Raw genomic sequence first — 24,348 nt, 5'->3', positions numbered from 1 at the left:
GATTCGTGCGCCCGCCGGTTGTTCGGCGGGCCGCTGTCACGTCCTCGCTTCGGATTCCGCCCGCTCCAGCGCCCGCACCAGGCAGCCGCTGACTTCGTCGATGTTTTTCTCCAGGTGGAAATGCCCGCCGCCGCGCAGCACGCGCAGCTCGAATTTCCCCGTGGTGTGCTCGCGCCAGACATCTGTGTCGGCGACGGCGACCCTCGGGTCGTCGTCGGTGACGAGCGCGGTGATGTCGCAGGACACCGATGCTCCTGGGTCCGGGAGGTAGGCCGCGAGGGCGCGGTGGTCGCCGAGCCAGGTCGGGAGCAGTGCGCTGAGCGCGTTCTCGTCGTTCGCGAGATCGTCCGCCATGCTGCCGAGGAACCGCATGTCGTCGGACATGAACCGCAACTGGGCCGTCCGGTCGGTCCCCTCGAGCGGGCTCGTGTCGAACTGGATCTTCCGCGAGGGCGCGGCCATGCTGGAGACGACGAGGTGGCGCACCGGCAGCCGCCGCGCCACTTCGAACGCGACGAAGGCCCCCATGCTGTGCCCGAACAGCACCTCGGGCTCATGCCCGGCCAACGCGGCGACGATCGAGTCTGCGAGCAGGGGGATCGACTCGACGGCCGCTTCGCGCAATCTGTTCTGACGGCCAGGGCATTGCACGGCGAGCACGGGGAAGTCTGCGGGCAGCGCGTTGGCCACCGGACGGAAGGAGCCCGCGTGCCCGCCCGCGTGGTGGAAACACAAGAGCGGCGCGGCCCCGTCGCCTGCGCGCAGCCTGCGCAGCCAGGGGTTGCCGGGCAGCAGCTCTCCGCTTCGTCCCATTCTGCTCTCCTCTCTTTGCCTGCGACGTGCCTGTGTCCGCAGCAGCAGCGCTGCTAGGGCATCTTCCATCCGCCGTCGATGTGCAAGACCTCGCCGGTGATGTAGGTGTTGCGCGGGCTCGCGAGGTACAGCACGGCGTCCGCGACCACGTCCGGATCCGCGTAGTCCTTGGCGAGCATCCGCGATTTGATCTCCGCCTCGGCCGCGGCGATGACCTGGTTGGTCATGTCTGTTTTGATCACGCCGGGCGCCACCGCGTTGGCGAAGATGCCTCTCGGCGCGAGCTCGACGGCGACGGCCTTGGTGAACGACTCCAGGCCGCCCTTGGCCGCCGCGTAGTTGGACTGGCCCTTGCCCGGCTTGCTCGCCGCGACGGACGAGACGTTGACGATACGGCCGTACCGCTGGCGCAGCATCCGCGTGGCGACGGCCTTCGTCGTCCGGATCGGGGCGAGCAGGTTCGTGGCCAGCACGAGTTCCAGATCCTCGTCGGAGAAGTTCACCAGCAGGTCGTCACGGGTGATGCCCGCGTTGTTCACCAGCACGTCGATCCGGCCGAATTCTGCGTGCGCCGCGGCCGCCACTTGCTCGGGCACGTCCGGGTCGGCGATATCGCCCTGGTACGCGAGCGCCCGCACGCCGAGCGCGGTGATGCGCTCGGCCACTTCGTCCGCCGCTGCTTTGGAGCTCTTGTAGGTGAACGCGACGTCGGCTCCTCGCTCGGCGAACGCCAGCGCGGTCGCGCGCCCGATGCCGCGCGAGGCCCCCGTGATGAGAACGGCTTGCCCGTCGAATTCTTTTTCTTTGCGGTCGGAGCTCATGCTTTCCCTATGGTCGCGCTGGGGCGTTTTGCCAGCGTCGCGCTCGCAAAACCGTTGAAGTTGGAGTAGAGGCCGAAGACTGAGTCCGCTCGGAGCTGGCGTGGCCGGTCGGCCACGAAGTCCAACTTGTCGGACAGCGGACGGCTGAGGTTCGCGATGGGCGGCACGGCTTCCTGGGCGAAGATCTGTCCGGCGAGGGCGAGGTCGGCCAGCGGTCCAGCGGCTCCGGGCGTCCCGGTGATGGGGCGCACCGTCGACACGGGCACGTCGGCGCCCCCGAGCAGCGAGGCGAGCAACTCTGCCTCGGCCGCGTCATGGGCGACGGTGCCTTTGCCGTCCGCGAGCACCACGTCCAGCTGCTCTGGGCGCAAGCCGCCCCGGCCGAGGAGGTCGCGGTAGCGCTCGACGACAGCGCTATGCGCGAGATCGGACCTGTTCGGGAAGACTGCGGTGCCGCCGAGCTCGACGAGCGGCTTCGCGCCGCGCCGAGCGGCGTCGTCCGCGCGCTCCAGCACCAACGCCACCGCGCCCTCGCCCAGGACTGTGCCGTCTCGTTCGAGGTCGAAGCTGCGCAGCGACTCGGCTCCGCGCGTGCCCTTGGTGAGGTTGCCGAGACGGTAATGCCCGGCGAGCCGGAGCGGCTCGTTGTAGCTGCCCGCGCCGACGACCACCGCAGTGTCGCAGTACCCGTTGCGCAACGCGAATACGGCGTGCTCCAAGGCGGCCACGGCTCCCGACTCGCCCTGCACCATCGCCGCGCAGTCGCCCTGGAACCGGTGGATGATGCTGACCAGCGCCAGCGTGTTGTTGTTGAGCCGGTGGATGATGGTGAAGGGGTCGAAGCTCCCGCCGACCAGCAGCTCCTTGCTCAACGCGGTCACGTCGAGGCCGCCGTTCCGCTCGGTCCGGTCCAGCCCCTTGGCCAGCGATTTCAAGCTCAGCGCGGTGGAGTCGTCTTGCGCGACGTAGAGCCCCCGCCGGTCTTCGCCGATGTCCGCCCAGCTCGCGCCCGCCTCGGCGATCGCGTCTTGTGCGGCCAGCACCGCGTTGAAGGTGAACTCGGTGGCGTATTTCCGCTGCTTGTGGGGCACCGAGTCGCGGCTTTCCTGCACGAGCTCGGGCGGCAGATGGCCGAAATGCGTGATCCGTTGGGAGGCCACGAGCGGATTCCGGTACTCCGAGACCGCAGGCTTGCCGACCGTCCACGCGTCCCAGAGGGCACCGACGCCGCGACCGGTGGGCAGCACCACGCCGGTCCCGGTGACGACGACAGGTTGTGTCGAGTGTTCAGTTCTCATAACGACGCACCACCAAAGAAGAGTTGAGTCCACCGAAACCGAAAGAATTGCTGATTGCCACGGGCACGTCTGCCTTGCGGGCGGCTCCGGGCACGTAGTCGAGGTCGCAGGCTGGATCTGGGTTCTCCAGATTCAGCGTCGGCGGGATGACGCCGTCGCGCACGGTCAACACGGTCGCGACCAGCTCCGGCGCGCCCGATGCGGCGATCAGGTGTCCGAACATCGTCTTGTTCGAGCTCACCGCCAACGACCGATAGTGCTCGTCCTGCCGGAACACGGTCTTGATGGCCGCGGTCTCTGCGGTGTCGTTGAGCGGGGTGGACGTCCCGTGCGCGTTCACGTAGCCCACGTCCGAGGGCGCGGTCCGGGCGTCGGCGAGGGCCCTTCGCATGGCGAGCGCCGCTCCTTCGCCTTGGGGGTGCGGCGCGGTGACCTGGTGCGCGTCGAGCGAGCTGCCGAACCCTGCGATCTCGCCGTGCACGCGCGCGCCGCGAGCGAGCGCCGAGGCTTCGCTCTCCAAGAGCACCATCGCGGAGCCTTCTCCGGCGACGAGGCCGCTGCGGTCCCGGTCGAACGCCCGGCAGAGCCGGTCCCCGAACGACGTCGAGAGGGACGGCGCTCCGAGCATGTGCAGCTGCACCATGGTCACCATGTCCAGCACCGAGTCTGCGCCGCCGACCAGCATCGCGTCTGCCTCGCCGCGCCGGACCATCCGGAACCCGTGCCCGATCGCGTGCGCCGCGCTGGAGCAGGCCGTGTTGAAGTTCAGCACCGGCCCGGTCAGCCCGAAATGCTCGGCGACGCCGGTGGCCAAGCGGTCGATGGTGGCGAGAGGCCCGCTCGACCGGTCGAGCTCGCCTCGGCGCTCGAACAGCAGATCCCAGCTCGCGGCGCCGTCTCCGGCGGCGCGCGCGATACTGAGCGCGTCGTAGTCGGGCACGCCCGAGCCGACCGCCACGCCGACCTTGCCGAGCGACGCGGCTTCGAGAGCACCGGCGTCCTCGAACGCCTGCTGCGCGGCGGCGAAGCCGAACCGAGTCCGGCGGTCCGCAGGCTTCTCGCCCCACGACCCGTTCGGCCCGGCCCGCAGATCGCTGTGCCGCTCGGCGAACGCCCGGTCGTCCACAGGCGCCGCGTACCGCACGGGGAAATCGGGAACTCCCGGCGGCGACCACTCGCGGATGGCGGAGCGCCCCGTGGTCAATCCGTCCCACATCGTCTGCCAGTCCAGCCCGAGCCCGCAGATCACGCCGAGGCCGGTCACTAGGACGCGGTTGCTCATGCCGGGCCTCCTGTCAAGACCACGGCGCAGGCTTGGCCCCGGACTCCGAGCCCGAGCACCACGGCGGCTTTCCCGCCCGGCAGCGCCTCCTCCCGGGGCGGCGCTGCGCTGTCCTCGTCGTCTGCCGGGACCAATCGCAGGCCGTGCGACAAGCCGTGCCAGGCCAACAACGCGTGGACGAGGGGCTGCGCGGGACCGGCCACCCCGATAGCGCGCTCTGCGGAGAAGACCGGCGCGCTGTCGCCGAGCACTTCGGCGATGGCTTCGCGCTGGGCGTGCGCGGCCTCGTCCGTCCATGTGCTGTCCGCGAGGACCCAGCCCACGTCCTCCGCAGGGATCTGCGCCATGCGCAGCGCGTCAGACAACACGTCCGCCACTGCCTGGGACCGGGCGGCGCCCGAGGCGAACCCACGGCTGTAGCCGCTGAGCACGACCTCCTCGCCGCGTCCTGCGACGAGGAATGCCGAGGCTTCGCCGGGGACGGCTCCGTTCCAGCCCAGCTCCTCGTATTGGAGGGCCAGCTGCGGGGAGAGGCTCGGGCTCGCCGCTCCGATCAACGCTGCGGCGCAATCGCTCTCGGCCACCGCGAGCGCCCCGTCGATGAGCGCCTCGAGTCCCGCGTCGGAAAAAGGGGAGTGGATAGCAGTCGAGCCGGTCAGCCCGAAGAGGATCGAGATATGCGCGGCCGCTGTGCTGTTCAGCCGCATCAAAACGTTGAAGGGCGATGTCTCCCGGAGATACAGCGCCGCCACCTGCGCGGGCTCCTGCGCGACCGCCTGCAGTTGGGGCGCGTTCGCGAGCTGCAGCCATTCTTTGTCCACTCCGGGCAGTCCGAGGTAGAGCCCCCACTGCGGCCCGCCGACATCCGCGAGCTCGCGCAGCGCCAACTGGGCTCCGTAGATCGCCAGGCGGGCTTGCTTCTCGGTGGTGCGCAGGGCCTTGCGGTGCATCGCGAGGGTCTCGGCGTCCGGGTCCGGGACCGTGAACGTCTCGACGAGGTCGGACCAAGCGCCGAGCCGGAACTCGTTCGGGGTGCTGTCGCGCTTGCCTGCGAGCAAGGCCTCCCAGAGGTTCTCCACGCCGACCCCGGCTGCCGTGTACAAACCGGGGGAGCTGAGGCCGACCGAAAGAGATGGGCTCATGGCGCCTCTCGGGTGAGCACCAAGGTGGAGTTCATGCCGCCGAAGCCGAAGGAGTTGGAGAGCACCGCGTCGAACGCGGCTTCCCGCGCCTGGGTGACGATGTCGAGCCCCGCGGTCGTCGTGTCCGGCGAGTTGAAGTTCAACGTCGGCAAGAGCGTCTGCTCGCGCAGGCTCAGGACGGACAGGACCACTTCGATCGGCCCGCTTGCGCCCAATGAGTGCCCGAGCGCGGATTTCAGGCTGGTCACCGGCACTTTGCTGATGTCTGAGCCGAACAGCGAGTGCAAGGCGGCCGCCTCGCACTCGTCGTTCGCCTGCGTGCTCGTCCCATGCGCTTTCACATGGAGCACGTCGGAGGGGGCGAGGTCGGCTTCGGACAGCGCGGCTCGCATACATGTCGCGTAGGAGGCCCCGTTCCGCTCGCTGGAGGTGACGCGCACGGCTTCGGCGACGCCCGCGTACCCGGCGACCCGCGCCAGCACCTCGGCTCCTCGGGCTTCGGCGTGCGAGCGCCGCTCCAGGACGAGGAACGCGGCGGCGTCCGCGATCACGAAACCGCTGCGGTCCTTGTCGAACGGCCTGCTCACGTCGGCGGCCGGTATGTTGCTGGTCGGCGCTATCGCCCCGAGGCTGGCGAAGGAGAGCACCATGGCGTACGTGGTCAGCTGCTCCGCGCCGCCGACCAAAGCCACGTCCAGCTCGCCGGATCGGATGCGCCGGTAGCCGCTGCCGATGGCCATGGCTCCAGCGGCGCAGGCTTCTGCCCGTGTCTCGATGGCTCCGGTCAGGCCGAAGCGCTCGCCGAGCGCGGCGGTCATCGTGTCGGGCAAGGACTGGAGGTGCCCGTCCGACGGGCTCGCGCTCGTCTCGAGGTAGCTGTCGAAATCGAGCAGCCCCTTCTCCGTGTCGTAGAACTCGCACAGATCGGCCAGTTCGGGACCCATCACCATGAAGTTGCACCCCACGAAGATCCCGCCCCGGTCGTCTTCGAGCCGCTCCGGCAGGCCGCTGGCCTTCCAGGCCTGTGTGGCCGCATGCCAGCCGAGCAGTCCAGAGGCCCCGATCCGTCGGGCTTGTTCGGGCAGCTCGGCCGCCAGCGCGCGGGTCGTCTCGACGGGGATATGCGCGGAGACAGCCGCAGGCAGGCCCCAGCCTCGGTGCTCCGGGTGCTCTTGGATGATGCTGACCCCGTCGGCCAATTGCCGGAACAGCTCCGTCGGCTCGGTGACAGAGCCCGCGATGAGGCCGATCCCGGTGACGACCACGTCGTCAGGCTCGGGCTGACGCTCCGGCGACCCGGCCTGCTGCTGCTCGCGCATTCCGGTCACGCCGTGGTCGCGCCGAGTTCGGCCAGGGCTTTCCGCACATCGGCGACCAAGAGTTCGTCGCCGCTGAGCTGTGGTTGCTGGTTCAGAAGACGGTGCGCGATGGCCGCCCAGTGCGCGCTGGTCATCGCTGCGACAACCTCGTGGGGCCATGCCCCGGTCGGAATTTCCTCGTCGGTGTAGCCGAACGCGGAGCGATGCAGCACGTCGGCGGCCAAGTCGCTGATCCGTCCGTTTTGGTCGTAGACGCGGTCGGAGCCGCCGAGCTCGTCGACGAGCACGCCGAGGACGTTCCGTCGGGGGAGCAGCAGGCCCAGCTCGGACTCGAGGTTGCGCCTGAATTCCACGATGTCGAGCGACTCTGCGCCGAGGTCGGTCAACGCGGTGGAGGGCGTCACCTCGCTGTCGTCCACTCCAAGCACCTCGACCAGGTGCTGGCGCACAACATCATGAACTTCGTCATAAGTCAATGGAGTGCTCACGGTATTTCATGCTCCCTTCGTGGAACGGAAACAAATTTCACGGAGATATAAACATAGATATATCCCGAATGGATCAGTTCTCCCAATTTTTTTGGAGTTGAAAACTGATAGTGCGGGGAGCGTCGGACGACTCTCTCTTCCGAGGATACTAGGGCCGGTGGCCGATGCGCGCAACTCATCTTTATGCAAAATTAGTTCAGTGTGTGCAACGTCATGGAGACCCCTTCTTTGGGATTTCGAGCGTTATGTCGAGGACGCATATAGACGTGCTTATGACAAATTGTCTTATATGGACAGCAGGGCGATTTGGAAGCTTTTAACGTGGTCGACACAAAATTCTGCAAGGTTGACAGAGATTAAGATTTCTCTGGCACGCCCGGCTCGGCTATGCTTTGTCGGCCATTCCCGGGGGAATGGCCGAATGCGCATGCTCCCATGCCTACGGCAACTAGAAGGCGCGAAGAGGGACGAGTCCCCATCTCGCGCATTCTTCGACAAGAATATCGATGAATTTCTCGCGAGGGATGGAATGATGATCGGGGTTGCGTCCCTCGATGCACAATGAAGTCACCCTGCCCGTGTCGAGCAGACCTGCTTGGATCGGGGTGAAATGATTTCTCCATCTTTCGGAACTCGTGGTTTTTGCGGGTAGATACCAGCCGTAGACCGCGCTCGCCCGAGCGTCGCCAATAGTGATCGAGGCTTCTGGCAGGACGCCGACATTCGAAGTGCTGCAGAGATCCTTTGTCGGACTTTTGGCCAGGAACTGAAGTCTCTTGAAGATCCAATCTGGAAGAACCTGCAGCAGCGCGCCGATTTGGCGGTAGGGGTCGTGCTCGCGCGCTTTCTCGAACGACTTCTTGCTCGCGCCCCGGACTGGCCGCAAGTCCTCGTACAGCACGGAGTCGGCGGTCACATTGATGATCGCCAAGCTGCTGAGGTTGCCCATGGTCTCTTCCGAATTGGGCTGCCGGACCTGCTGGGTGGCGCGGAAGGCGCTCCCCTCGGGGGCCACGCCGGTGGTGACGAGCGCTCGTGCCGCGATGCCGACGAGCAGGCTGTTCGCCGTGCCGCCGCGCTGCGCCGCCGCCGCGCGGAAATCCTCGCTGGCGAACTCCAAGTAGGCCCGGCGGGGGAGGAATTCGGACGGCGTCTCAGGGAGCGCGTGCAGGTCGGACCCGGTGAGGACGCGTTCGGCGGCGGGCGGTTCCTTGCTGCTTCGGACACTGCTGCGGATCAAGGCGGCCGCCGCCTTCGCGGCAGCCCAGTACTGGTGGGCGCTGTCTTTCAGGTCGGCGACAACGCCGCTGTCGCCGACGGGGAACACGGCGTCCTCGCCCTGGGCGGCGGCGGCCCAAGCGCGCAGCTCGGTGAGCCCGTCGGCCACTGCGTGATGGAAGCGCAGGGCGACCAGGGTGTGGCCCCCCTCGACCGCTGTCGCCGTCAACCGCCATGTCGGCCCGTGTTGCAGGTCGAGCGTCGCATCAGCTTGCCGGTCCACCCACTCGGGCACGTCCGAGAGGGCGATCGGCTCGGTCGAGTACACGAGTTCCGCCGTGTTCGGCGCGACGGCCCATCGTGTTCTCGCGCCGGGGACACGCGTCCGCTCGGGCACGCGGTGCAGGGGGCCTTTCGCGAGATGCCCGTGGAATTCGCGCAAAGCCTCCGGGTCGACCGGCTCTTCGAAATAGCGGAGGTGCATCGACCCGATGGCTTTGCCCCAAAGCCGGTCGGTTCGTTCGCCCACATCGTCGTACGGCAACAATCTGCTGAGCAACTTCATAAAAGATCCATTCTCATATCGCAGGTGTGTTCTCAGGTGCTCTGTAGTTTTTGCGGCGGAGCGGTTGGCGGGGTGAAAAACCTCGACTCGACAGCATCTGCGGCTAGTTTCGCGCCGGGTTCTCTCTCGCGCATTTTTTGCCCGAACCGTTGCGCGGTTTCCACGACGCGAGGAGCTAGGATCGATGTGATTTTATCTTTGAGCACCGACGCCTCGGAGAGGGACGCGAGCCGCGCGGAAGCCCCCAGTCCCGCCTGGTCGACCATCGATCCCCACACCGGCTGGTCGATGTTGATCCAGCCGACGAGCACCGGTATGCCCGCGTGCAGCACTTCGTGCAGCGTTCCCGCGCCGCCATGGACCACGGCGGCGCGACAGCGGGGAAAAATAAAGTCGTGCGCGACGGGCCCGACCACGCGAACCCGCTCGGATGTCTCTGAAATGCCCGGCGACTCCATGTTCACCAGGACTCGTTCCCCGAGATGTTCGGCTATTTCCTCGGCCAACGCCACAAACTCTGCCTGCGGCTTCGACTTCGAGTAACTGCCGAAACCGAGAAAGACCGGCGCGTCGCCGGATTCGATCCATTCGACCAAACCGTCGTGGGAATCCGCGGACTCGCCCGCTTTCGTCCGGGTGTCGGACGGCAGGCGCAGGGGCCCGACGAACGGCCGGTGGGCGCCCAGCTCCTCTTCGATCCCCGGGATCAGATCGCCGGAGTAAGCCTGGATCTCCAGGACCTCCTGCCCCTGGCCGGGAGCGACCCGGATCTTCCGCACGCCGAGGCTCGTGCGTATTCCGTCGCCCATGAGGAACGGGTAGAGGATGAATCGCAGGTAGAACTCATGCCATTTCCAGGTGTTGCGTGTGGCGCGCTTGGAGAGGACTGTGTCCGACGCGGCGCTCGGCGCGCGGAAGAAGCTGTTCGGGACGCACGGGTGGAGGTGCAAGGCCGCGAGGGGGATCCCCCATTCCTTGGAAACTGCGGAGCAGAGGAATTGGGTCGTCTGGTTCGCGATGATCAGATCGGCCCCTTTGCACATCTCGACGAGCGTGCGGACCCCTGCGCTGACCAATTCTCGAAAACGCGATATCTCTCGCCAGAGCGCCGGAACGCTTCGTATCGTGCCGATATTTATCCCCTGCATAAGGGCTTTCTTCAGCACGGGGCTTTCCTCGACAAAAGCGGCGGGGTCGTAGTCGAAGGGCACTGCGGCGAGATTGCATCCCGTCGCGAGGCGCTCGAGGTGGCGTGGAACTCCTACGACGACGTCGTGTCCTCGGGACTGCAACTCGACACCGAGGGCGAGGGCGGGCTGGATGTCGCCTCGGCTGCCGATGAGGGCAATTGCGACTCGCATAACATCTCCGATTTCAATAAGGAAGGCGCGGATCTGGCCGTGTGGAAATTTCGCCTTCTCGGATCAGGCTCGCAGCGCCGTGAACGAGCTCGCCGTGTCTTCGACGATGTCGCAGACCGAGGGAACCCCGTCGGGGGCCTCGTTCAGCCGCTTGCCGAACTCTTGGGCCCGGGCGGCGGTCTCCGGCGCGAGGACGACGCGCAACGCGGCTTGGAGTTTTTGCCCGTCGAGCTGCCGGTACGGGAGGTGCGCTCCGATGCCGAGGTTGGTGACCCTGGCTCCCCAGAACGGCTGGTCCCAGGCGACCGAGCACACCAGCGTGGGCAAGCCCGCCCTGAGGCCCTCGAACAAGGTGCCGACTCCGCCGTGGTGCACGGCCGCTCGGCAATGCGGGAACACGAGGTCGTGCGCGAACGGTCCGACGACTTTGAGGTCGGGCTCCGTCGGGAGCGCGTCCTGGCCCTGCGGCGCTTTTCGGACTCCGATCAAAACGCGTTGGCCGAGGCTGCCGCAGACTTCGCGGACCGAGCGGACGGTCTCGTCGATGTCCGCGACAGGCATACTGCCCAACCCGAAATACAGCGGCGGAGCGCCGTCGCGAACCCAGTCCACGATGTCCGAGTGCTGGTCGGCGAGCTCGCCGACCGCCTCGCGGGCCGAGCGGGGGAATTCCAAGAAGCCCGCGAAGGGACGGCGCGGCCCCCAGGACTCGGCCAAGCCCGGCGCGAGCGCTTGCGCGTAGATCTGCACCTCGGGAACGCCCGCCTTGGCGAATAGCGAGGCGCAGCTCTCGTTCGACGGGGGCAGTCCGAGCTTGGCGCGCAGGGCGCTGGTCTGCCTCCGGTAGAGCGAGCCGATCGTCCGCTCGTACAAGGCCCATCCGGCGTTGTTCGCGAAACCGGGGACGCGCCAATGGGGAGGGACGGTGCTGTAGGGCGGGTACGCCTTGTTCCTGCGGTACGGAAAGGTGTGCAGGGTGACGATGGGAATCTGCCGGGCCTCGGAGAGCACTTGCGCCCACGGCTCGGGGACCTGCGTGGTCACGATCATTTCCGCGTCGCGCGAGATGGCGATCAACTCGTCGGCCATCTGGTCGTTGTGCTCCTCCATCCCTTCCAGGGTGAGCGCGAGGAGCTTGAGGAAATTGCCCGAGGCAAGCGTTTTCTGTTTGTCCGGCGAGGAATAAAAGGCGCTCAGGTCCGGCCCGAATTTACGCGCCTCGACCCCTGTCTTCGTGATGAAATCGACGCTTTGCGGCGGGGCTCCGACTGCGACCTCGTGCCCTCTTCTCTGAAGTTCGAGGGCAGCGGAAACTCCCGGCTGGATATCGCCTCGACTGCCGTAGAGGAGCACCAGAACGCGCATGGCATCACCTTTCTCGGTCGACGGGCCATGTCTTGCAAGAGCCGCATTATCCGCGCGCGGACGAGGCCGCTCGGGTATTGCTACGAAATGCAATTGCGATGCTAAATGCCCCCCGGCGATTCCGCTCGGCTTCCGCGAGTGCGATCCGTCTCATTTTCTCGCCGCGTGTGTCCGCGCCTCCTGAATTCTTCATGCTCATTTCGCATAAATAAGAAAAATGTCCATACGGCATAATAGAAAAAGAAGACTTTCGGAAATTGCGGTGATAGTTCGCGTCGCGTCCGCGTTATTCATGTGAGAGACTTGGCTATGACATGGCTGGCTTCGGGGGGCGGCCATGAGGTTGGATCCATCGTCTACTGCCGCGTAGGCCCTCACCGTGTGAAGGAGCGTGTCTCCAGATGTCCGTAGCTGTCTCGGGCCGAAGCGGGGCCGTGGGAAAGATCGAGGCGAAGTCTCGGGAGTACCGCGCCCTGATGCTGGGCTTGTTCCTCGTCGCGATCACGATACCGTGCGAGGTGGCGAGCACCCAGGGCATTTTGCCGCAGATCGCGCAAGGGCTCGGGGTGTCGGCAGGGGACAGCCAGCTCACGCTTCTGGCGGTGTCCGCGGGCCTGGCGCTGGGGCTGGTCCCGGCCAGCTTGCTGTCCGAGCGCCACGGCAGGCGGAACATCGTCGTCGCCTCCGTCGCGCTCGCTGCGGTGGTCGCGGCGCTCATGCCGTTCGGCCAGACGCTCGTCGGCCTTGTGGCTTTGCGAGTGGTGCAGGGCATCCTGCTCTCGGGGGCTGCGGCGACTGTCGTCGCATATGTCGGCGAGGAGCTCGAGCCCGACGCGGTCGCGCCCGCAATGGGCGTCTACGTGGCGGGCATGATGCTCGGCATGATCTTGGGGCAGGTGCTGCCCGCGTGGGTCGTGGCGGGAACGGGGTCGTGGCAGTGGGCGCTCGGCGCGCTGGCCGCGTTCGTGGCCGTCTGCGCGGCGGCCATCGCCGTGCTGCTCCCGCGCTCGAAGTTCTTCACCCCGAGCGCCCTGTCCTACGCCGGGGAGGCCCGGCTTTTCCTCTCGCACTTGGCGAACTGGCAATTGCTCGTCATCTACCTGCTGGTCTTCTGCTTCATGGGGGCGACGGCTTCGATCAGCAGCGGCTTGCCCTTCCGGCTCGAGTCGCCGCCGTACAACTTGTCGCCCCGCGCCTACAGCAGCCTCTCGCTGGTGGTCCTGTTCGGGGTGGTCTCGGCATGGGTCGCGGGGATGGCCGCGGGGAAGGTCGGACTCCGGCGGACGCTCCTCGGCTCCGTCGTCGTGACGCTCGCCGGGGTGCCGTTGCTTTTCTCGTCCGAGCTGTGGGCCATGCTGCTGGGCACAGCGGTCATCGTGGCGGGCGGCACGGCGGACACGGTGTGCCTGACCGGTTTGATCGCGAAGGTCGCGGTCAAGGGCAAGGCGCAAGCGACGGCGCTCTTCTCGGCCTCGAACTCGGGCGGGAGCGCCGTGGCGGGCTTTCTCGGCAGCCGCGTGTTCGTCCATGCGGGATGGGGCGGGCTGGTCGTGTATGTGGGCGTCTTGTGCGCCGCCGGATTCGCGTTGGCCCTTGCCGTCCGGGACAAAGCCGATTGAGCGGTTCGAGGCTCGGCGGAGTACGGCCGCGCCCCGAACCGGGCGACGAGGCGCCGGGGTCCGCGCGGTTCTCTTGATATAAGGTATGCCCTATGCCATATTTGCGCCGCGACGGCGATGTCTCGATCCTGTACCTTGGCGGCGAGGGGGCGGAGCTCGACCCGCAGAACCCGGAGAACCGGTTCACAAACGACTGGCTGAGCTCGGTGAACCTCCTCCTCGACGAGGTCGAGGCCACGGGCGATCCGGAAGGCTCCGGCGGCCTGGTGGTGACCGCCACCGGAAAATTCTTCACCAACGGCCTCGACGTGGCCACGCTCGTCAGCGACTCCACCGCGTACCTCGCGAGCGTGCACAAGCTGTACGCGCGGCTGCTCTCGTTCCCGCTGCCGACGGTCGCCGCGGTCAACGGGCACGCCTTCGGCGCGGGCGCAATGCTCGCCACCGTCGCGGACTACCGGATCATGCGCGCGGACCGGGGCTTTTACTGCTTGCCCGAGATCGCGCTCGGCATCCCATTCAGCCCGGGCATGCGGGCGCTCTTGCGCGGGAGGCTCCCGGCGCAGACCGCGTTGGAGGCGATGGCCACCGGCAGGCGCTACGGCGGCCCGGACGCGCTCGCCGCAGGGATCGTGGAGGCGACCGCGACCGAGGAGGACTTGCTCTCGCTGGCAACCGCCCGAGCTGCCGAGCACGCCGGGACGCGGGGCAAGAACCTTGCCGCCATCAAGTCCGGCTTGCACGAGGCGGCCCTGGCCGCCCTTGAGATCGAGACGGCGCTCTCGGCCTAGTCGTCGAGCTCGACCACCACGGGCGCGTGGTCGCTCGCGCCTTTGCCCTTGCGCTCTTCCCGGTCTACGGAGGCCCCGGTCGTCCGCGCGGCGAGGGCGGGGGAGCCGAGCACGAAGTCGATCCGCATGCCCTCGCGGCGCGGGAAGCGCAACTGCGTGTAGTCCCAGTACGTGTAGACCCCTGGGCCCGGTGTGTGGGGGCGCGCCACGTCCGTGAAGCCCGCCTGCTCGAAGGCGAAGAACGCCTCGCGCTCCGGCTCGGAGATGTGGGTCTTGCCTGCGAAGAACGACAGGTCCCACACGTCCTCGTCGAATGGGGCGATGTTCCAATCGCCGGTGAGCGCGATCCTCGCGTCCGCGTCCGCCGCGAGCCAGCCTGAGGCCTGGTCTTTGAGCGCGGCCAGCCATTCGAGCTTGTACCCGTAATGCCGGTCGGCGAGATCGCGCCCGTTGGGGACGTACAGGCTCCATATCCGCACGCCGCCGCAGGTCGCGGCGATGGCGCGGGGCTCGGGCAGCGCCTCGGCCTCGGGGTCTTTGTGGAAGCCGGGTTGGCCGTCGAAGCCGATCTGCACATCGGCAAGGCCGAGCCGGGAGACGATCGCCACGCCGTTCCACTGGCTGTTGCCGGTGTGCGCCACGGCGTAGCCCGCCTCGCGGAACGGCTCCTCGGGGAACTGCGCGTCCGTGCACTTCGTCTCCTGCAGGGCGAGCACATCCACTTGGGAGCGCTCCAGCCATGCGACTGCCCGGTCCACCCGTGCGCGGACAGAGTTGATGTTCCAGGTGGCGATACGCATGGCCCCGAGCCTAGTCGGCCCCGTTCCGGCACAGTCTCACCGCCGTCGGGACGGGCACGTGCGCAGAGGTTCACGACACTGGCGCCGAAGGCTGACGCCGGGATAACCCTGCGCCGGTGCACTTGCCCAATGCCCACCGTTTACGAGCAGATCGGCGGCGCCGAGGCGCTGGAGGAGATTGTCGAGCTGTTCTACCAGAAAGTGCTCGCCGACGAGTCGCTCGCCGGGTTTTTCACGGGCATGGACATGGGGAGGTTGAAGGGCAGGCAGGTGGAGTTCTTCGCCACCGTGCTGGGCGGCCCGCGCCCGTACGCAGGCACGTCGCTGCGACAGGTCCATCAAGGCAGGGGGATTCTCGCGCATCATTTCAGCGCGGCTGCCGGACATCTGGCGCTCGCGCTCGTCGAGTCAGGCATGACGGGAGAGGCGGTGGACGAGATCATCGGAGCCGTCGCGCCGTTCGTGGACGACATCGTCTCGAAATCCGTGATCGTCTCGAAATCCGCGTAGCCGCGCGCATGCCCAAGGGGCGCCTGTGTCAGTTCTCGCGTGGCAGGAGCTCGGCGGCGAATCCGTCCACGAACGCGTCGAGGCCGTTGCCGTCGGGCACAGCGTGGATGACGAATTTAGTCAACCCAGCGTCCACGTAGCCGTCGATCTTGCGGTGCAGGTCCGGCCAGCCTGTGGCGATCAGCTCCGTCGGATCGGTGTCGGGCCGGAGCGTGCGGACTGCGGCGGCCAGCTCGGCGGGCGGCTCCTTGCCGCTGGCCAGGAGGGAGATGCCGAAATGGTCGGGCTCGATTTCCCTGCCTGCTTCGGCGGCGGCGGCTTGGATCGCCTTCCTGCCCCGACGGGCCTCGGCCGGGGTGAGGAAGCTTCCCAGCCAGCCGTCGCCGAGCCTGCCGATACGGTCGAAGGCCGCAGGAGCCGAACCGCCGAGCCAGATGTCGAGAGGCCTCGCAGGACGCGCGCCGACGGTCGCGGAGCTGACCTGGAAATAGTCCCCGGAGAATGCGACGGAGTCCTGTTCCAGGACTGATTTGAGCAACCGCAGCGATTCGTCGAACACTGCGGCTCGGGCTCCGTCGGGCACTGGGAAAACCTCCCGCTCCGCCGCGAGCGCAGGCCGCAGGCCGAACACGGGCAGCACTCGTTTGGGCGCAAGGGCGGCGAGCGAGGCCAGCTGCTTTGCGACCTGCACGGGATGGCGCCCTGGCAGCACCGCCACCGACGTGCCGACCTTGAGCCGCGCAGTCCTCGACAACGCGTACGCCATGCCGACGAACGGATCGACCGCCTGGGAGGAGACAAGCTCGGAGAACCACAACGAGTCAACCCCGGCGGCTTCGAGCCGGTCGACGAGACGGCCCAGCTCTTTCGGGGCGACTTCAGCCCCCAAACCGACCCCGAAGCGGATCTTCACACGTGCCTCCAGACGGTTGGCGATGCAGACCCTTGGTGCAACGGCGCACATCAGTCCGCTATTCCCGGCCGGATGACGGCGCGGCGTAGACTCGGCCCATGACCGACGCGACGTCTTCCCAGGTCGACCCGGCCAAGCTCACCGCCGACCAGCTCAACGGCTTCAACCAGGCGGTCGTGGCGGAGTTCCGCGCGAACGGCGGCAAGGTCGGCGGGGCCTTCGACGGCGTCCCGCTCGCCCTGCTGCACACGGTCGGGGCGAAGTCGGGGCAGCCGAGGACCAACCCGCTGTTCCTGTACGAGCGCGAAGGGCGGCGGTATCTGCCAGCGTCCTACGCGGGGGCCGACAAGGATCCGGCGTGGGCGCACAACCTGCGGGCCAACCCTGCGGCGAGGGTCGAGTTCGGGGCCGAGGACTACGAGGCGGTCGCCCGGGAGCTGCCCGAGGAGGAGCGCGCCGAGTTGTTCGCCGTCCTCGCGGCGCAGATCCCGACTTTCGCCCAGTACCAGGCGAAGACGTCCCGCAAGATCCCGCTGTTCGAGCTCGTGCGCGGCTGAGGCAGGCTCCTCGCTCAGCTCACCAGTGTGTGCGGGGTGAGCTCGCCCGACCCCCCGGTCACCGAGCGCCAGGCCCGTTCGAGGAGCTCCACGCCCTGGGCGAGCACCGGCTCCGGCTGGGTGTGCGGGATGCGCAGGTGCCGTTCGAACGCTCCGCCGGTCCCGAACCGGGGCCCGGCGACGAGCGCGAGGCCGAGCCTCGCGGCGGCCGCCGCGAGGGCCGAGCTCATCGGTTTGGGCAGCTGCACCCATAGGCTCAGGCCGCCCTTGCCGGTGGTGGGCTCCCAATCGGGCAGGACGCGGGCGAGCTCGGCGGCGAGGAACGTGCGCCTTTCGGCGATGAGCGCCTGGCGGGCTGGGAGCACCTGGTCGGCTTTGCCGAGCAGGCTTGTCGCGGTGAGCTGCTCGACGATGGGCGTGCCGAGGTCGATGGTCGGGCGGGTGGCCGCCACGCGCCGGATGACCTCGGCCTCGGCCCGGATCCAGCCGAGGCGCAGGCCGCCCCAGAAGGACTTCGACATGGAGCCCAACGTGATCACCAGCTCGGGCCGCTCGGCGGTGAGGCTCGCGAATGGGGACGGCGGCGGCGCGCCGTGCCAGATGTCCAGGAGCGATTCGTCGATCACGGTGAGGGTGCGGGTGCGCAGCACCGCGTCGGCCAAGGCTTTCCTATGTTCGAGGGGCATGGTGAGCCCGGTGGGGTTGTGGTTGTCGATGATCATGACGGCGAGGTTGGGCGCGGTCTGGCGCATCGCGATCTCGATGGCGGACGGCTCCCAGCCCGCCTCGACCCCGAGCCGTTCCTCGCGCGCCGTCACCGACCTGACTCCGACGGGGACCGGTTTCGCGCCGTGGCGGCGCACCGCTTCGAGGAGGCCGAGGTAGGTGGGGTGCTCGACGAGCACCCGGTCGAGCGGGGCGACGTAGGTGGCGAGCAGCAGCGCGAGGGCGTGCTGCGCCCCGCTGGTGATCATGATTTGCTCGGGGCTCGTCGGTAGGCCGCGCTCCCGGTAGTGCTGGGCCACTGCCTCGCGCAGCTGCGGCAGGCCGTAATGGTCGAGCCCGATGCCCGCGAGATAGGGGCAGAGCGAGTCGACGGCCTCCCGGTACGCCTCGAAGATCACCCCCTCCGGGGCCGCCATGGAGGCGTTGGCCAGGTCGATGCCCGCCGTCGGGGCGGGCGTGAACCCGCCCCGGTGCTCGGGCCGGTTCGCGCGGGGGAGGGCGGTGACGCTGCGCGCGCCCTGCCGCCCGACGAGATGGCCGGACTCCCGCAGCTCGCTGTACGCGGAGGTGACGGTGGTGCGGCTGACCCGCAGCGCGGCGGACAGGGTCCGCTCGCTCGGCAGCTGCGCGCCGAGCGGCAGGCGCCCGTCGAGGACCGAGAGCCGGATGGCGTCCGCGAGGGCGTGGTAGACCGGTCCGGCGTCCGGCGAGGTGCGCCAGTTGCCCAGGTGGCGGGCGAGTGTGGCGGCGTCGACGTGAGCGCCGGGCGCGGCGGCGGGGATGAGGACAGGACCAGTTCTCGACATGAGTCCAGATTAGCAAAACTGGATATTGATAGGAAGGCCAGTATTGGGCCAGCATGAATGCTATGACACGCCACAGCCTGACACAACACGACTCCGCGCACTGGTTCGTCGGCTCTTCCGACGAGGGCTACTGGTCGTTCCGGGATTTCGCACTGGTCGCGGGGCTCACCCTCTACGGCCTCTCGATGTCCTTCATGGTCCGCGCGAACTTGGGGCTGGACCCCTGGGACGTGCTGCATCAGGCGCTCTCGATACGAACTGGACTGTCCATCGGCTTCGTCACGGCGCTCGTCGGTGTGCTGGTCCTGTTGGCCTGGCGGCCGCTCGGGATCAAACCGGGCATTGGCACGGTGGTCAACGTCGCGGTCATCGCGGTCGTCGTGGACGCGGGGCTCGGCGCGATCGAGCCGCCGTCCTCGCTGATGTCGAGGGTCGTGATGCTGCTCGGCGGGCTCGCGCTCAATGCGGTGGCCACAGTCCTCTACATCGGGGCGGATATGGGGGCCGGTCCCCGCGACGGCCTCATGACCGGGCTGGTGGCCAACACCGGCAGGCCGGTCTGGCTGGTCCGCACCGGCATCGAGGGGACTGTGTTGACCATCGGTTGGCTCCTTGGCGGGTCGGTGGGGGTCGGCACGCTGGTCTACGCGTTCGGGATCGGACCGCTCGTGCAGCTCGTGCTGCGCGTTGTGCCGAGCCGGGTCTTGGCGCGCAGCGGCTGGGCGATGACGGTCGCCGCCCGCCCCGTCGCCCAGGCGCAGCCTGCCTGAAGCCGGGATCCGGAAAACACTAAGCTCAGGTGCGTGGCGTACCAGTTCACGCTCGACGACGTCGCGTACCTCAGCTCGGCAGAGGGACACGTCGCGCTCGCGGAAGTCGCCGGGCGCGAGCTGTCGAAGGCCAGCCTGCTCGGGGATGTCGCGGCAGCACGGGCGAGGTTCGGCGGATGGGCCGCCGCCCTGGTGGAGACGGCGCTCTTGCGGCGCAGGGCGCGCGAGAAGCTCGCGGACGCGGAGCATTGGCTGTTCACGGACGAGGCCCTGCAACAAGCCACGCCGACGCAGGTCGCCCGCCACCGGGCGGCGCGGCTGGCGGGCCGTGCCGTGCACGACGTCACGTGCTCGATCGGCGCGGAGCTGCGCGAGCTCGCCGGAACCTGCGCCCCGGCCCTCGGCTCGGACCTTGACCCGGTGCGCCTCGCGATCGCGCGGCACAATCTCGCGGACCAGGCGCGGACTGGGATCGTCCGGGCGGACGCGCTCGCGCCCGCGAGCCGGGACTGCGTCCTCGTCGCCGATCCGGCGCGCCGCTCCGCCGCCGGGCGCACAGTGGACCCCGAGGCCTTCCAACCCGCGCTGCCCGCGTTGTTCGAGGCCTGCGCGGGCCGCGACCTCGTGGTCAAATGCGCCCCTGGGCTCGACTTCGCGAAACTGCGCGCGCTCGGCTTCGCGGGCGAGATCGAGGTGGTGTCGCTCGCAGGCTCGGCCCGCGAGGCCGCGTTGTGGTCGCCAGGGCTCGCCACAGCGGCGCGGCGGGCGAGCGTCCTCGGCAAGGACGGGCTCGTCGAGCAGATCACCGACGAGGAGCCGGACGACTGCGCCGCCGCGCCCGCAGGGGAGTGGATTGTGGACCCGGACCCCGCGATCGTGCGGTCCGGCCTGGTCCGGCACTACGCGCACAGGCACGGTCTCTGGCAGCTCGACCCGCATATCGCCTATCTCACCGGCGACGCGCCGCCGCCTGGGACACGAGGGTTCCGGGTGTTGGAGCAGCTGCCGTACAGCGAGAAAAAGCTCCGCGCGGCGTTGCAGGCGCGGCAGGTCGGCGCGGTGGAGATCTTGACCCGGGGGGTGGACGTGGAGCCTGACGCGCTGCGCCCGAGGCTCAAGCTGCGCGGATCGGAGCGGCTCGCCGTGGTGATCGCGCGGATCGGCGCGCATCCCTCGGCGTTCCTCTGCCAGCCCGCGTGGTGACTCGGCCAGGAGGAGCGACTACGGCGGGGGCGGGGCGTTGAGCGAGCCCACCACGTCGACGACCACGTCCAACGCGGCGATGGGCCCGGCGCCGCGATACCACCATTGGTCGTGGACCGCGAACACCTGCTTCGAGCGCACGGACGCGAGGCGGCGCCACTCGGGCGAGGCGATCACGCTCTCCCCAAAGGATTCGGGCTCGCCGAAGCTCGCATAGATCAGATCGCCGTCCGCGTCGCGGAGCTGGGCGGCGCCGATGGCGCGTTCCGCGCCGGAGGCCTGCGCCGGAGGACGGTCGACGCCGAGGTCCGCGAGCACGGAGCCCGCGAAGCTCTCCGGTCCTTCGACGGCGATCCTCCCGTTGCCGAAACGCACCAGCGAGGCGCGGGTGTGCCCGGGGTCGAGCGCGTCGTCCTCGCGTTGCGCCTTCACGAACGCCTGGTACTGGTCGAGGAGGGCGCGCGCCTGCGCCTCGCGCTCGAACGCCGCGCCGAGGGCGAGGAACTGGCGTTGCCAGGCTGCGGGCGGCTGCCCGTCGCCGCCCGGCCCCACCGGGAGCACCGGCGCGATCGAGGCGAGGTCGGCGCCCAGTCCGCCCGCGAGGTCGGACCGGACCAGGACGAGGTCGGGGCGCAGGTCCTTGATCTGGTCCAATGCGAGCGAGCCGACCGAGCCGGGCTGGGGGAGTCCGGCGACGACCGGGCCGAGGTAGTTCGGGGGGGTCTCTGCGGTCCGCTCGGCGACTCGGCCGACGACGCGGCCGCCGAGGCCGAGCGCGCACAGCCCGTCCAAGAGCGAGTCGCCGACGACGAGGATCCGATGCGATCCGGCAGGACCGGCCGAAGCCACAGCAGGCGTTTCCTCGGGTTCGGCTGGCGGCGGGGGTTCGGCAGGCGGCGGGGGCGGGGCTGGCGCTCCTTCGTCCGGATCGGCCAGGCCCGCAGGGGTGGGAATCTCGAAGACCGGCTGCGCGCAGGCGCCTTGCTCGGTGTGCGGGACGCCGATGAGGCCGATCCCCTCGATCTCCGTCCGCTCCTTGGACACGGTGGCCCCTGGGACGGGTTTTGCCCCTCCGCCGCAACCGGCGAGGAGGGCGACGACGAGCGGCAGCAGCGCGGCAGACGGGCGCGGCGGCATGCTCACGCCGGGGCCAGGCCGCTCACGAGGTACGCCTCGATCACGAAGCCGTGCGGCCCGCCCCGCGCCAGCGACCAGGCCTGGTCCAAGGTGTAGCTGAACGGCTGGCCGGTTTGCGCGTCCTTCCCGGACCAGGCCACAGACGAGTGCACGATGGGCAGGTCGTCGGTGCCGCCGACGTCGAAGGAGAGGATGTCGTGGTGCTGGTCGGCGTACCGCGCGCCCGCCTTGTCGTACCACTCGCGGAAACTGGCCTCGTCGCAGACCGACTCGGCGTCGGGGCCGGGGCCGGGGCCGGGGAACGACATGACCAAGGAGTGCAGGTTCAAAAAGCCGAGCATCTCGTCGGCGGGTGCGCGGTTGGAGAGGCCGTCGAACCAGGCCTGGGCGAAATCGCGGACTTCGTCGGAGATCCCAGGGTTCGGCTCCGGGTTCTTGGGCAGCGAGTAGGAGCAGCTGGCGATGCTGCCGTTCGGGTCTGCCGAGGCAGGGGGGACGTGGACGAGGTGGGAAGCCGTCGCGGCGAGCAGCATCGCTGTCAAAGCCGGTCGGATCCTGGTCGGTCGAATCATGCAGGCGCCATCGTGTTGATCTGGTATCGGGTGATCACGTACGAGCTCGTGTCGTCGTTCCACGTGAGTTGTAGCTGCTCGTCGGTGAGGAAGCGGAACGACTCGCCGGTCGCCCGGTGGGTTCCGGAGGAGAGCACAGTCACGTGCACGAGGGGGTTGTCCTCGTCGCCGGTGGCCTTGAACGTGTTGACGAAGTGGTCCGGGTCCGCGACGTCCTGCCGGGCCCGTTCGGCCGCGGCCCGGTACTGCGCGGCGTCCCGGATGGTCGCGGACGGCAGGACGATCTTCGTCGGGAAGCGCAGGTACCCGAGCTGCTCGTCGACCGAGCAGGAGCTGAGGCATTCGTAGAAGGATTGGACGAAGCCGCTGGTCCGCGCGACAAGCTCCGGGTTGTCCCCGAACAGCTCCTCGTCCATCGGGATCGGCGGCCAGTCCGGATTCACCGGTTTGGGCGTCGCGCCCGCGGCCGGGGCGAAGACGCCCGCGGCCAAGGCGGCCAGTGCTGCCACTTGTTTCTTGAACAGGGCTCGACGCATCGTTCCACGCTCCTCGCCTCGGCGATCATTTCTCGATAGAGATACCGTCTCCACACGATACCGCGCCGACGCGCGCGTCGGACACGCCCGAGCCCGCCAACATCACAGCGATGGCGGCAGGCCGTCCCGAGCGGCCTCTTTCCGCTCGTCTTCCGCTTGCGGCCCACCACGGCGGACTGGCCGCCGAACGCTGCGGAGCCGAGCCGTCTACGACAGGCGGTAGTCCAATGCGAACCCCGAGAAGGGGAGGGGTTAGGCTAGAGGGGCAGGACGTACAGCCCCCGATGTGGGGACGTACGTCCCTGGCGCGTAAGACGTACGACGTAATCGCTCGCGAGAGAACTAGTAAGGAGCAGCCGTGACCGCAATTGCCCCGTTACCTGACACGGAAGTTGCCGCTACACGCCCCTACCCGGCCCGCGGCGGCCTGAAGGGATCGTTCCTCTACAAGTTCGTGACGACCACCGACCACAAGGTGATCGGCAACATGTACATCGTCACGTGCATCGTGTTCTTCCTCGTCGGCGGGCTCATGGCGCTGCTCATGCGCGCCGAGCTGGCGCAGCCCGGCCTGCAGTTCCTCTCGCCCGAGCAGTTCAACCAGCTGTTCACGATGCACGGCACCGCGATGCTCCTGCTCTACGCGACCCCGATCGTGTTCGGGTTCGCGAACGTGGTGCTGCCGCTGCAGATCGGCGCGCCGGACGTGGCGTTCCCCCGGCTGAACGCGTTCAGCTACTGGCTGTTCCTCTTCGGCGGGCTCATCGCCCTCTCCGGCTTCCTGACCCCCGGCGGCGCGGCCGACGCGGGCTGGACCATGTACACCAACCTGTCGAGCGTGAAGTACTCGCCGGGCGTCGGCACCGACCTGTGGATCACCGGCCTCGCGGTCGGCGGGCTCGGCACCATCCTCGGCGCGGTGAACATGGTCACCACCGTGGTGTGCCTGCGGGCGCCGGGCATGACGATGTTCCGGATGCCGATCTTCACCTGGAACATCCTGGTGACGAGCGTGCTCGTGCTGCTCGCCTTCCCGATCCTCACCGCGGCCCTGATGGGCCTGGCCCTCGACCGGCACTTCGGCGCCCACATCTTCGACGCCTCCAACGGCGGCGTGATCTTGTGGCAGCACCTGTTCTGGTTCTTCGGCCACCCCGAGGTCTACATCCTCGCCCTGCCGTTCTTCGGAGTCGTCTCGGAGATCTTCCCGGTGTTCTCCCGCAAGCCCGTCTTCGGCTACAACACCCTGATCTACGCGACCCTCTCCATCGCGGCGCTGTCGGTGGCGGTGTGGGCGCACCACATGTACGCCACCGGCGCGGTCCTCCTGCCGTTCTTCAGCTTCATGACCTTCTTGATCGCCATCCCGACCGGCATCAAGTTCATCAACTGGATCGGCACGATGTGGAAGGGCCAGCTCACCTTCGAGACGCCGATGCTCTTCTCCTGCGGCTTCCTGGTCACCTTCCTCTTCGGCGGGCTCACCGGCGTGCTCCTCGCCGCCCCGCCGCTCGACCTGCACGTGTCGGACTCCTACTTCGTCATCGCGCACTTCCACTACGTGCTCTTCGGCACCATCGTGTTCGCCACCTACGCCGGGATCTACTTCTGGTTCCCGAAGATGACCGGGCGGATGATGGACGAGCGCCTGGGCAAGCTGCACTTCTGGCTCACCTTCATCGGCTTCCACACCACCTTCCTCGTGCAGCACTGGCTCGGCAACATGGGCATGGCCC

Annotated in this window: 23 protein-coding genes; 7 read left to right on the top strand and 16 right to left on the bottom strand. The window is 68.3% G+C overall.

Annotation, left to right across the window (positions count from 1 at the left end; translation table 11 throughout):
• Positions 1 to 36: 36 nt before the first annotated feature.
• The 10 genes from ACRC20_RS03890 to ACRC20_RS03845 all read right to left on the bottom strand — a co-directional run bounded on the left by ACRC20_RS03890 (position 37) and on the right by ACRC20_RS03845 (position 11,672).
• Positions 37 to 813 carry a thioesterase II family protein gene (locus ACRC20_RS03890; RefSeq protein WP_438685026.1) on the bottom strand — a complete coding sequence of 259 codons (777 nt, stop codon included), beginning with the start codon at positions 811 to 813 and terminating at the stop codon, positions 37 to 39.
• 53 nt (positions 814 to 866) lie between these two features.
• Complete coding sequence (locus ACRC20_RS03885) at positions 867 to 1,634, bottom strand: 3-oxoacyl-ACP reductase family protein (protein WP_438685025.1); 768 nt, start codon at positions 1,632 to 1,634, stop codon at positions 867 to 869.
• The gene (locus ACRC20_RS03880) at positions 1,631 to 2,932 is read right to left on the bottom strand and encodes a beta-ketoacyl synthase N-terminal-like domain-containing protein (protein WP_438685024.1); all 1,302 of its coding nucleotides are present in this window, start codon (positions 2,930 to 2,932) and stop codon (positions 1,631 to 1,633) included. Before ACRC20_RS03880 ends, ACRC20_RS03885 begins: the two co-directional genes overlap by 4 nt.
• Entirely contained in the window at positions 2,922 to 4,214 is a 1,293-nt protein-coding gene (locus tag ACRC20_RS03875) for a beta-ketoacyl-[acyl-carrier-protein] synthase family protein (protein WP_438685023.1), read from the bottom strand. The genes ACRC20_RS03880 and ACRC20_RS03875 overlap by 11 nt, the downstream gene beginning before the upstream one ends.
• Positions 4,211 to 5,356 (bottom strand): beta-ketoacyl synthase N-terminal-like domain-containing protein, encoded by a 1,146-nt coding sequence (locus ACRC20_RS03870; protein ID WP_438685022.1) that lies wholly within the window; start codon positions 5,354 to 5,356, stop codon positions 4,211 to 4,213. Before ACRC20_RS03870 ends, ACRC20_RS03875 begins: the two co-directional genes overlap by 4 nt.
• Positions 5,353 to 6,675, bottom strand: a complete 1,323-nt coding sequence (locus ACRC20_RS03865) for a beta-ketoacyl-[acyl-carrier-protein] synthase family protein (protein ID WP_438685034.1) — start codon at positions 6,673 to 6,675, stop codon at positions 5,353 to 5,355. The genes ACRC20_RS03870 and ACRC20_RS03865 overlap by 4 nt, the downstream gene beginning before the upstream one ends.
• Before the next feature lie 5 nt (positions 6,676 to 6,680).
• On the bottom strand, positions 6,681 to 7,163 hold the full coding sequence (locus ACRC20_RS03860) for a phosphopantetheine-binding protein (protein WP_438685021.1): 483 nt from the start codon (positions 7,161 to 7,163) through the stop codon (positions 6,681 to 6,683).
• Between the two features lie 448 nt (positions 7,164 to 7,611).
• Positions 7,612 to 8,946: a hypothetical protein gene (locus ACRC20_RS03855; protein ID WP_438685020.1), complete on the bottom strand. Its 1,335-nt coding sequence runs from the start codon at positions 8,944 to 8,946 to the stop codon at positions 7,612 to 7,614.
• A gap of 32 nt (positions 8,947 to 8,978) precedes the next feature.
• Positions 8,979 to 10,307, bottom strand: coding sequence for a glycosyltransferase (locus tag ACRC20_RS03850; protein ID WP_438685019.1), 1,329 nt, complete (start codon positions 10,305 to 10,307; stop codon positions 8,979 to 8,981).
• Positions 10,308 to 10,370: 63 nt separating this feature from the next.
• The gene (locus ACRC20_RS03845; protein ID WP_438685018.1) at positions 10,371 to 11,672 is read right to left on the bottom strand and encodes a glycosyltransferase; all 1,302 of its coding nucleotides are present in this window, start codon (positions 11,670 to 11,672) and stop codon (positions 10,371 to 10,373) included.
• Between the two features lie 401 nt (positions 11,673 to 12,073).
• Here ACRC20_RS03845 and ACRC20_RS03840 point away from each other — a divergent pair, with 401 nt between their 5' ends.
• Positions 12,074 to 13,291, top strand: coding sequence for an MFS transporter (locus tag ACRC20_RS03840; RefSeq protein ID WP_438685017.1), 1,218 nt, complete (start codon positions 12,074 to 12,076; stop codon positions 13,289 to 13,291).
• Between the two features lie 92 nt (positions 13,292 to 13,383).
• Positions 13,384 to 14,082 (top strand): enoyl-CoA hydratase/isomerase family protein, encoded by a 699-nt coding sequence (locus tag ACRC20_RS03835; protein ID WP_438685016.1) that lies wholly within the window; start codon positions 13,384 to 13,386, stop codon positions 14,080 to 14,082.
• On the opposite strand, the gene ACRC20_RS03830 is transcribed toward ACRC20_RS03835, so the two are convergent.
• On the bottom strand, positions 14,079 to 14,882 hold the full coding sequence (locus tag ACRC20_RS03830; protein WP_438685015.1) for an exodeoxyribonuclease III: 804 nt from the start codon (positions 14,880 to 14,882) through the stop codon (positions 14,079 to 14,081). The genes ACRC20_RS03835 and ACRC20_RS03830 overlap by 4 nt on opposite strands.
• Before the next feature lie 129 nt (positions 14,883 to 15,011).
• Here ACRC20_RS03830 and ACRC20_RS03825 point away from each other — a divergent pair, with 129 nt between their 5' ends.
• The gene (locus ACRC20_RS03825) at positions 15,012 to 15,392 is read left to right on the top strand and encodes a group I truncated hemoglobin (RefSeq protein WP_438685014.1); all 381 of its coding nucleotides are present in this window, start codon (positions 15,012 to 15,014) and stop codon (positions 15,390 to 15,392) included.
• Between the two features lie 28 nt (positions 15,393 to 15,420).
• On the opposite strand, the gene ACRC20_RS03820 is transcribed toward ACRC20_RS03825, so the two are convergent.
• On the bottom strand, positions 15,421 to 16,305 hold the full coding sequence (locus ACRC20_RS03820; protein ID WP_438685013.1) for a TIGR03854 family LLM class F420-dependent oxidoreductase: 885 nt from the start codon (positions 16,303 to 16,305) through the stop codon (positions 15,421 to 15,423).
• A gap of 98 nt (positions 16,306 to 16,403) precedes the next feature.
• Between ACRC20_RS03820 and ACRC20_RS03815 the strand changes: the two genes are divergently transcribed.
• Entirely contained in the window at positions 16,404 to 16,862 is a 459-nt protein-coding gene (locus ACRC20_RS03815) for a nitroreductase family deazaflavin-dependent oxidoreductase (protein WP_438685012.1), read from the top strand.
• A 14-nt stretch (positions 16,863 to 16,876) separates the two neighbouring features.
• Here ACRC20_RS03815 and ACRC20_RS03810 read toward each other — a convergent pair whose 3' ends face one another.
• Positions 16,877 to 18,394, bottom strand: a complete 1,518-nt coding sequence (locus ACRC20_RS03810) for a PLP-dependent aminotransferase family protein (RefSeq protein WP_438685011.1) — start codon at positions 18,392 to 18,394, stop codon at positions 16,877 to 16,879.
• A 62-nt stretch (positions 18,395 to 18,456) separates the two neighbouring features.
• Between ACRC20_RS03810 and ACRC20_RS03805 the strand changes: the two genes are divergently transcribed.
• Together ACRC20_RS03805 and ACRC20_RS03800 are read left to right on the top strand one after the other, a co-directional pair.
• Complete coding sequence (locus ACRC20_RS03805; protein ID WP_438685010.1) at positions 18,457 to 19,164, top strand: YczE/YyaS/YitT family protein; 708 nt, start codon at positions 18,457 to 18,459, stop codon at positions 19,162 to 19,164.
• A 33-nt stretch (positions 19,165 to 19,197) separates the two neighbouring features.
• Positions 19,198 to 20,367, top strand: a complete 1,170-nt coding sequence (locus tag ACRC20_RS03800; protein ID WP_438685009.1) for a THUMP-like domain-containing protein — start codon at positions 19,198 to 19,200, stop codon at positions 20,365 to 20,367.
• Between the two features lie 18 nt (positions 20,368 to 20,385).
• On the opposite strand, the gene ACRC20_RS03795 is transcribed toward ACRC20_RS03800, so the two are convergent.
• Genes ACRC20_RS03795 through ACRC20_RS03785 form a run of 3 tightly spaced genes read right to left on the bottom strand, consistent with a single transcriptional unit; the run spans position 20,386 to position 22,612 of the window.
• Positions 20,386 to 21,504, bottom strand: a complete 1,119-nt coding sequence (locus ACRC20_RS03795; RefSeq protein ID WP_438685033.1) for an ABC transporter substrate-binding protein — start codon at positions 21,502 to 21,504, stop codon at positions 20,386 to 20,388.
• Positions 21,505 to 21,506: 2 nt separating this feature from the next.
• Positions 21,507 to 22,037, bottom strand: a complete 531-nt coding sequence (locus ACRC20_RS03790; protein WP_438685032.1) for a hypothetical protein — start codon at positions 22,035 to 22,037, stop codon at positions 21,507 to 21,509.
• 35 nt (positions 22,038 to 22,072) lie between these two features.
• Entirely contained in the window at positions 22,073 to 22,612 is a 540-nt protein-coding gene (locus ACRC20_RS03785) for a hypothetical protein (RefSeq protein WP_438685008.1), read from the bottom strand.
• A 358-nt stretch (positions 22,613 to 22,970) separates the two neighbouring features.
• Between ACRC20_RS03785 and ACRC20_RS03780 the strand changes: the two genes are divergently transcribed.
• On the top strand, positions 22,971 to 24,348 hold a 1,378-nt coding region (locus tag ACRC20_RS03780), incomplete at its 3' end, for a cbb3-type cytochrome c oxidase subunit I (protein WP_438685007.1).

This window comes from Segniliparus sp. (assembly GCF_051660745.1).
Lineage (GTDB): Bacteria > Actinomycetota > Actinomycetes > Mycobacteriales > Mycobacteriaceae > Segniliparus.
This window is presented reverse-complemented; position numbering and strand designations above follow the sequence as displayed.

What these genes read in the sequence shown, in the direction of transcription:
- ACRC20_RS03790 (WP_438685032.1), bottom strand. Translation starts at nt 22,037, where the DNA reads ATGCTGCTCGCCGCGACGGCTTCCCACCTCGTCCACGTCCCCCCTGCC.
- ACRC20_RS03840 (WP_438685017.1), top strand. Translation starts at nt 12,074, where the DNA reads ATGTCCGTAGCTGTCTCGGGCCGAAGCGGGGCCGTGGGAAAGATCGAG.
- ACRC20_RS03850 (WP_438685019.1), bottom strand. Translation starts at nt 10,307, where the DNA reads ATGCGAGTCGCAATTGCCCTCATCGGCAGCCGAGGCGACATCCAGCCC.
- ACRC20_RS03835 (WP_438685016.1), top strand. Translation starts at nt 13,384, where the DNA reads ATGCCATATTTGCGCCGCGACGGCGATGTCTCGATCCTGTACCTTGGC.
- ACRC20_RS03875 (WP_438685023.1), bottom strand. Translation starts at nt 4,214, where the DNA reads ATGAGCAACCGCGTCCTAGTGACCGGCCTCGGCGTGATCTGCGGGCTC.
- ACRC20_RS03890 (WP_438685026.1), bottom strand. Translation starts at nt 813, where the DNA reads ATGGGACGAAGCGGAGAGCTGCTGCCCGGCAACCCCTGGCTGCGCAGG.
- ACRC20_RS03865 (WP_438685034.1), bottom strand. Translation starts at nt 6,675, where the DNA reads ATGCGCGAGCAGCAGCAGGCCGGGTCGCCGGAGCGTCAGCCCGAGCCT.
- ACRC20_RS03870 (WP_438685022.1), bottom strand. Translation starts at nt 5,356, where the DNA reads ATGAGCCCATCTCTTTCGGTCGGCCTCAGCTCCCCCGGTTTGTACACG.
- ACRC20_RS03880 (WP_438685024.1), bottom strand. Translation starts at nt 2,932, where the DNA reads ATGAGAACTGAACACTCGACACAACCTGTCGTCGTCACCGGGACCGGC.
- ACRC20_RS03805 (WP_438685010.1), top strand. Translation starts at nt 18,457, where the DNA reads ATGACACGCCACAGCCTGACACAACACGACTCCGCGCACTGGTTCGTC.
- ACRC20_RS03810 (WP_438685011.1), bottom strand. Translation starts at nt 18,394, where the DNA reads ATGTCGAGAACTGGTCCTGTCCTCATCCCCGCCGCCGCGCCCGGCGCT.
- ACRC20_RS03830 (WP_438685015.1), bottom strand. Translation starts at nt 14,882, where the DNA reads ATGCGTATCGCCACCTGGAACATCAACTCTGTCCGCGCACGGGTGGAC.
- ACRC20_RS03785 (WP_438685008.1), bottom strand. Translation starts at nt 22,612, where the DNA reads ATGCGTCGAGCCCTGTTCAAGAAACAAGTGGCAGCACTGGCCGCCTTG.
- ACRC20_RS03815 (WP_438685012.1), top strand. Translation starts at nt 16,404, where the DNA reads ATGACCGACGCGACGTCTTCCCAGGTCGACCCGGCCAAGCTCACCGCC.
- ACRC20_RS03795 (WP_438685033.1), bottom strand. Translation starts at nt 21,504, where the DNA reads ATGCCGCCGCGCCCGTCTGCCGCGCTGCTGCCGCTCGTCGTCGCCCTC.
- ACRC20_RS03825 (WP_438685014.1), top strand. Translation starts at nt 15,012, where the DNA reads ATGCCCACCGTTTACGAGCAGATCGGCGGCGCCGAGGCGCTGGAGGAG.
- ACRC20_RS03885 (WP_438685025.1), bottom strand. Translation starts at nt 1,634, where the DNA reads ATGAGCTCCGACCGCAAAGAAAAAGAATTCGACGGGCAAGCCGTTCTC.
- ACRC20_RS03845 (WP_438685018.1), bottom strand. Translation starts at nt 11,672, where the DNA reads ATGCGCGTTCTGGTGCTCCTCTACGGCAGTCGAGGCGATATCCAGCCG.
- ACRC20_RS03855 (WP_438685020.1), bottom strand. Translation starts at nt 8,946, where the DNA reads ATGAAGTTGCTCAGCAGATTGTTGCCGTACGACGATGTGGGCGAACGA.